The sequence below is a fragment of the Nocardia farcinica genome (assembly GCF_029867845.1).
In the GTDB taxonomy this organism is placed as follows: Bacteria; Actinomycetota; Actinomycetes; order Mycobacteriales; family Mycobacteriaceae; genus Nocardia; species Nocardia farcinica_A.
On the sequence record NZ_JARWRU010001239.1, the window covers coordinates 1 to 5,795 of the forward strand.

Genomic DNA, 5,795 nt, shown 5'->3' on the forward strand with positions numbered 1-5,795 from the left:
CCCCGCCACCCCGGCCGGGCCCCCGCCCCCGGGGGCGGCCCGAAAGTCCTAAAACCCCGCCCGCGACGCCGTGGAACGCGCCGCCGCGGAGATGGCCGCTGTCGAAGTCCGGCTGCGCAAACTGCGCCAGAAGGGCTACGACACCGCCTCACGCACCGAGATCGCCGACGCGGTGCGCGACGCCGCGACGTGGGGCGATCAGAGCGAGGTCGCCGGAAACGAACTCGGCCACCTGGCCCTGCACGTCTCGCGCCGTTGGGGTGTGGAGCTCGACCTCGACACTGGGCAGGCCAGTATCGCCCCCGGCACCGATGCCCAGCGGTTGGCCGAGATCGAGCAGGACCGCGCCGCTGCCGCCCGCGCCCGCAAAGCCCAAGACCGGATGGTCGAGATGGTCGCGCGTGAAGACGATCTCGACGAGTCGGCGAAGGTGGGAATCTACGCCGCGATCGAGTCCTGGCGCGCCGATCCCAGCGCCGAGAAGCTCGACGCGCTGACCCGCCAGCTCAAAGACCGCAAGGTCCCCCAGCAGACCCGCACCCGGTTGCGGTTCGTCGCCGCCTACCTCGGCACCCCCGCCGCGATCGGTGATGAGGAAAACGCCGACATCAAGACGGTGTCGGCGGCTGAGGAGTTGAGTCGTCACGCCACACCGTTGGTGGATCCAGGGGAGGAGGCCAAGCCGCGCATCGACAAACTGCTCGAGACCTATCAGGAGCAGCTGAAGGTGGGGGCGGACACCAGCGAGGTGCGTGAGGAACTCGCGCGTGAGGTCGCGGTCCTGACCGTGGAGGACCAGGAAGCCGCCCGCGCCCGCGGGAAGGCGATCCGCGCCAACCCCGCCGGGGCCTATCCGCGGATGTGGCCCGATCACGTCGACCGCGACGAACTCGACGAACACATCCGCGTCTACGCGCTCCTCGCGCCGAAAGCCGAACAAGCCGCCGGTAAGGCCGGAGACCTCGACGATGTCACCGCCACCCAGCTGGCCAAGCAGGCCGCCAGCCACAAGACCGCGATCCGCAAAGCCCTCACCGACGGCAAAGGCCTCCACGATCTGGAGCGCGATCAGATCAAGGCCGTGCTGCGGGATGTGGAGGCAGGCAAACCCACCGTGCCGGAGCAGTTGTTCGCCGACGACCGCTCCGCGGCGATCGTCGACATCCAACGCACCCAGCGCATCGCCTACAACACCCACCGGACCCAGCGCCGCGACCTGGACGAGATCCTCGATACCGGGGCGGTACCCGAACCGGTGCGCCAGCAGGTCCGTGAGCACCTCGACAACACCACCGGTGCGGTCGAGATGGCCCACCGTGGGGTCGCTGACGCCGCCTTCAAGTGGGCACGACGCCGGGAAGCGGTCATCGTCTCCCGCACCGCCGCCGTCATCGAAGCCGATGGCGGCTACGCCTGCGTGCATCATTCAGTCATGGGGACAGGGCGGGAGCGTGTCGGCGCGGTGTGGTGCGAGAGCGATTACCGGTTGTTGTTCGAGGCGCTCGCGCTCGGCATGACCGATGAGGAGATCGCCGCACACATCGACCGTGAAGTCGGCGGGGTACGTAGTCGGGCACTGCTGCTGGTGGACAACGCCACCAGCAAGAAGGGTGCCCTGCCGATGCTGCGGCGGCTGGCCGAAGCACCCGACTTCGACTGGGACACCTGGGTACGTGAAGTCCACACCCGCGAGAACCTGCCCTACTGGGACACTGCCGCCGACGAGGCCCTGATCGGCCACTGGGCCGCCGAACCGCCCCCGCGTATCCAGCAGCTGTGCGAGCAGTTCGGTGTCGGTCAGGACGTCATCGCCCGCCGGGCGATCATCCTCGGGCTGGCGCAGACCCGCGCCGAGGTCGTCGACCGGTTCGGCGCCGCACCCGGCAGCGGCCTGGCCGTCAACGCTGTCCTGGCCAAGGACAAACTCGCGGCAGCGGTCGCCGTCCTGGTCGTCACCGACACCACCGGTGAGGTCCTGTACCTATCGCTGCACCCGACCACCGACGAGGCCACCACCAGCCTGCAAGACCTCACCACGACCCCGCTGGCCGCGATCCAGGGACGCTGGACGATCGGCACCCGGGTCGTCGGCGAAGGATCAGTCCGCCCCACCGACACCGGCACGTGGCCGGCCACCACCGAGTACATCCCCGCACCGCAGGAAAGGCCGTCGCGGTGGCGGCGCCTGCTGCGGCCGGTCCGGCAGGGCTGAGCGAACGGTCCGACACCGTAAGCAAGACCCACCAGCCCTGCCCAGGCCGAGACCGGATCCATCACCCTGCAGAGCAGTGCATACGGCGGGCCCGGCTAGCTGCCAACAGTCCAGAACGCCGCGGGCGGGTTCAAGGTGCCGTGATAGAGGACAACCTTGGCGACCTGATCGTCGGCTGGGACCTCGAAGGAAATGTAGCCCTCACGTCGTTCACCGGCGATCAAGGCTCCGGCGAGGCTGAGCTGCCCGCCGCTCGCAGAGTAGGGGTTGAACTGCTCGAGGCGGCGTCCAGCCGTGGTCAACACCTCGAACGTGCCCGGTACATAGCCATTTCCCTGCCTGCATGCGATGACGACATCCACCGTCCAGCGCCCATCGAGCGTCCGAGGATTGGACACGGTGTACTCGGCCAACTGCGTCTTGTCGGACAGATTCGCCCCACCCCATATCTTCAGCGTCCCGCCCAAAGGACTCGTCGGACCGGACTCCAAACCGGCGCTCGGCGCCGCTACCGGCGCGCTCGTCGCGGAGGACGTACTGGTCGTGTCAGAGGATCCGCAGCCAGCTGTCACGATCACCAGCACGGCAAGTACCGCTGTAGCGACATCCTGCTCATCCAGACAATTATTCGCCTCAGCTATAAATTTTGGAACCATCGATCGTGGGCCGACCCGAACGCCGAACAGAGCCCGACCTGGGTCGCAGCCGCGTTCGGGTCTCCCGCGCGCTTCTCTACCGCTACCTCACCGAGACCAATACAGCCTGACCTTCAGACCGGTCGTCCGTCGTCGACGTCGCACGCCACGCGAGAACGGGCACGGAAGTACCAGGCCAAGGCACCGACCACCGGCACCAACCACACCACCGCCAACCACGCGACGCGACGTCCAGCAGTATTCGCCACGGACAAGATCGAGACAGTCGCTATCGGGACCGAGACGAACCAGACGATCAGGAACAACCCCAGCGCAACAAGTTCCACCAGAAACATGCCGAAACCGGGCATGCAGTCCACCCCCGCCTCAGTGCAGTCGCTTATCCCTGCTCCAGCCCACAGCCTGGTCGTCACTTCGAAATCGTAGAGTGTGGCCCGCGCCCTCCCGCGCTGGCGCATCGCTGTGGATTTGGAGTACACCCCAGCTCGACACCGGTGGCGGGTTTGCTGCGGGCCGACAACAGAGCCAGGCGTTCCCCAACGGCCAAGGCGACAAGAATTCGACGGCGACGGGGCCCCGCTCCTGGCCGCCGGTAAGGCGCCCAAACCGGAGGTAGCCGGTCGGACATGCCTCAGGTCGACATCGTCGAGGGGTTTTGCGCCGGGTCGTGGTGTCGGTCTCCCGTATGACGTTGTTGTGCGGCGTTTCTCGGTTAGGTTGTGGGTGTTCTGGCTGGTGGTCGGCCGGGTGTCATGTGGGGAGACGGTTATGAGTTCGGGATCGGGGTCGTTATGGCCGGTGGCGGTGCCGATCGCGGTATCGGTGGTGGTGAACGTCGTGGTGGCGATAGTGGTGAACCTCGCCACCGGGGGCGGGCCCTGGTGGATGTGGGTGCTGATCGCGGTGTTGACCGTGGTCGGGATCGCGACCGCGATCTGGCAGTACCGGAAGCAGCAGTCGTCCACGCCCCTGGCCGAGCCAGCACGTTCAGTCGAAGCATCGGGTGCTCGCAGTGTGGCGGTGGGCGGTAACGCGGGTTGGATCAGCACCGGCGACAACTCGACCGCACCCCAGACAGTTCCGACACCACCACCATCCACGGCTTCGCCTGCACCGGGATCGGTGACAGCCAGCGGGGAGCGTTCGGCGGCGGTCGGGGGAGACGCCGGCGGCGTCACCACCGGCGACCAATAGTGACCGGGCCTCGAATATGCCTGCCCCCGACGGTCGGAAGCCCTCCGGGACTGTGGTCGGTGGCGTGCACGCGGAAGGTGCGCGCTCGGTCGCAGTCAGCGGAGACGCTCGCCTGGTTCAGACCGGAGACAACGCCACTGCCCGGATAGTTGAGCTCCCGGCGGAGGCGTACCGCCCCATCTCCGAGGTCGACGCCCCACCTGGCATCGACAACCTGCCCATCCGGCCAGCGAACTTCGTCGGCCGCACCACCGAACTGGACAAGCTCGACACCATGCTCGCGAGTGCGGGGCAGGTGGTGGTGCAGGCCGTGCACGGGCTCGGTGGGATCGGCAAAACCACCCTGGTCGCACACTGGGCCGCCACCCGCACCCACGGTTGCTCCCCGATCCTTTGGCTCACCGCCGACACCCCTGCCGAGATCACCCAAGGTCTCGCGGGTTTCGCGGCCGCACTGCAGCCAGCCTTATCCACGGTGCTGGAGGTCGAACAACTCGCCGAGCGAGGGCTGCAGTGGCTGGCCACCCACACCGGATGGCTACTCGTCCTCGACAACGTCGAGGACGTCACCGACATCAACCCCGTCCTGGCCCGCGCCGGGACAGGTGGGCGGATCGTGGTCACCAGCCGCCGCGCGACCGGCTGGCCGACGGGCACCGCAGTCATCCGTTTGGACGTGCTCGACCCCACCGAGTCCCTGGAACTACTCACCGGTCTGCTCACCGCCAGCGGTCCTCGCGACGAGGACGGGGCTGTCGAGTTGTGCGCCGAGCTGGGGCATCTGCCGCTGGCGATCGAACAAGCCGGCGCCTATTTGGCGCAGAACCCGTTCCTCACCCCACGGGCCTACCTGCAGACGCTCGACACCTACCCCGCCGAAACACTCGGGCACGGCGGCGTGGACACCGATGCCGAACGCACCATCGCCCAGATCTGGCGGGTCACCCTCGACCGCATCACCACCATCCAGCCGATGGCGGCAGAACTGCTGCGTGTCCTGGCCTGGTATGCCCCCGACGCCATCCCGCTTTCCATGTGCCAGAGCATCACGGACCCACCCACACTCAATACCGCCCTCGGGGTCCTCACCGCCTACAACATGATCACCCCCGACCTGACCACCAACACTGTGTCAATCCACCGCCTCGTACAGGCTGTAGCGTGCACGCCTGATCCCACCGACCCTCACCGTGACCCGACCGCGATTGAACAAGCCCGAGACCAAGCCGCAGACGTCTTGCTTGCCTGCCTCCCTGATCATCAAGATCCGGGCACCTGGCTGACGTGGCGGGCTCTATTGACCCACGTGGACACCTTCACGGGAAAGGTCCAAAGCACCTCTGTTACCGACGCCAAGGCGCAGATCCTCACGCGCGCCGGGCAATTCGTGCTCGATCAGGGTATGCACACAAGCGCGCTAATCTACTATCGCCAAGCTTTGACCGAATACGAGCGGGTGCTAGGTGCCGAGCACCCCCACACTCTGGCCTCCCGTGGCAACCTCGCCGGCGCCTACCAGTCGGTGGGACGGCTGGACGAGGCAATCCCGCTCTACGAACAGGTCCTCACCGACTCCGAACGCATACTGGGCACCGAGCACCCCGACACCCTGAAATCCCGTAGCAACCTCGCCTACGCCTACCAGTCGGTGGGACGACTGGACGAGGCAAACACGCTCTACGAACAGGACATCACCGACAACGAACCCATACAGGGCACCGAGCGCACCAATA

At 67.0% G+C, this 5,795-nt stretch carries 5 protein-coding genes; 3 read left to right on the forward strand and 2 right to left on the reverse strand.

Features of this window, described 5'->3' with window-relative positions; translation table 11 throughout:
• Positions 1-91 precede the first annotated feature (91 nt).
• A complete protein-coding gene (locus QH283_RS27710) occupies positions 92-2,212 on the forward strand; it encodes a hypothetical protein (RefSeq protein ID WP_280505876.1) in 2,121 nt (706 codons plus the stop codon).
• Between the two features lie 95 nt (positions 2,213-2,307).
• On the opposite strand, the gene QH283_RS27715 is transcribed toward QH283_RS27710, so the two are convergent.
• Positions 2,308-2,796 (reverse strand): hypothetical protein, encoded by a 489-nt coding sequence (locus QH283_RS27715; protein WP_127516413.1) that lies wholly within the window; start codon positions 2,794-2,796, stop codon positions 2,308-2,310.
• Positions 2,797-2,981: 185 nt separating this feature from the next.
• On the reverse strand, positions 2,982-3,281 hold the full coding sequence (locus QH283_RS27720; RefSeq protein WP_172964648.1) for a PLDc N-terminal domain-containing protein: 300 nt from the start codon (positions 3,279-3,281) through the stop codon (positions 2,982-2,984).
• Positions 3,282-3,591: 310 nt separating this feature from the next.
• Here QH283_RS27720 and QH283_RS27725 point away from each other — a divergent pair, with 310 nt between their 5' ends.
• Both QH283_RS27725 and QH283_RS27730 read left to right on the forward strand, forming a co-directional pair.
• Complete coding sequence (locus QH283_RS27725; protein ID WP_172964649.1) at positions 3,592-4,062, forward strand: hypothetical protein; 471 nt, start codon at positions 3,592-3,594, stop codon at positions 4,060-4,062.
• 64 nt (positions 4,063-4,126) lie between these two features.
• The coding region (locus tag QH283_RS27730) for a tetratricopeptide repeat protein (RefSeq protein ID WP_280505877.1) at positions 4,127-5,795 on the forward strand (1,669 nt) is incomplete at its 3' end.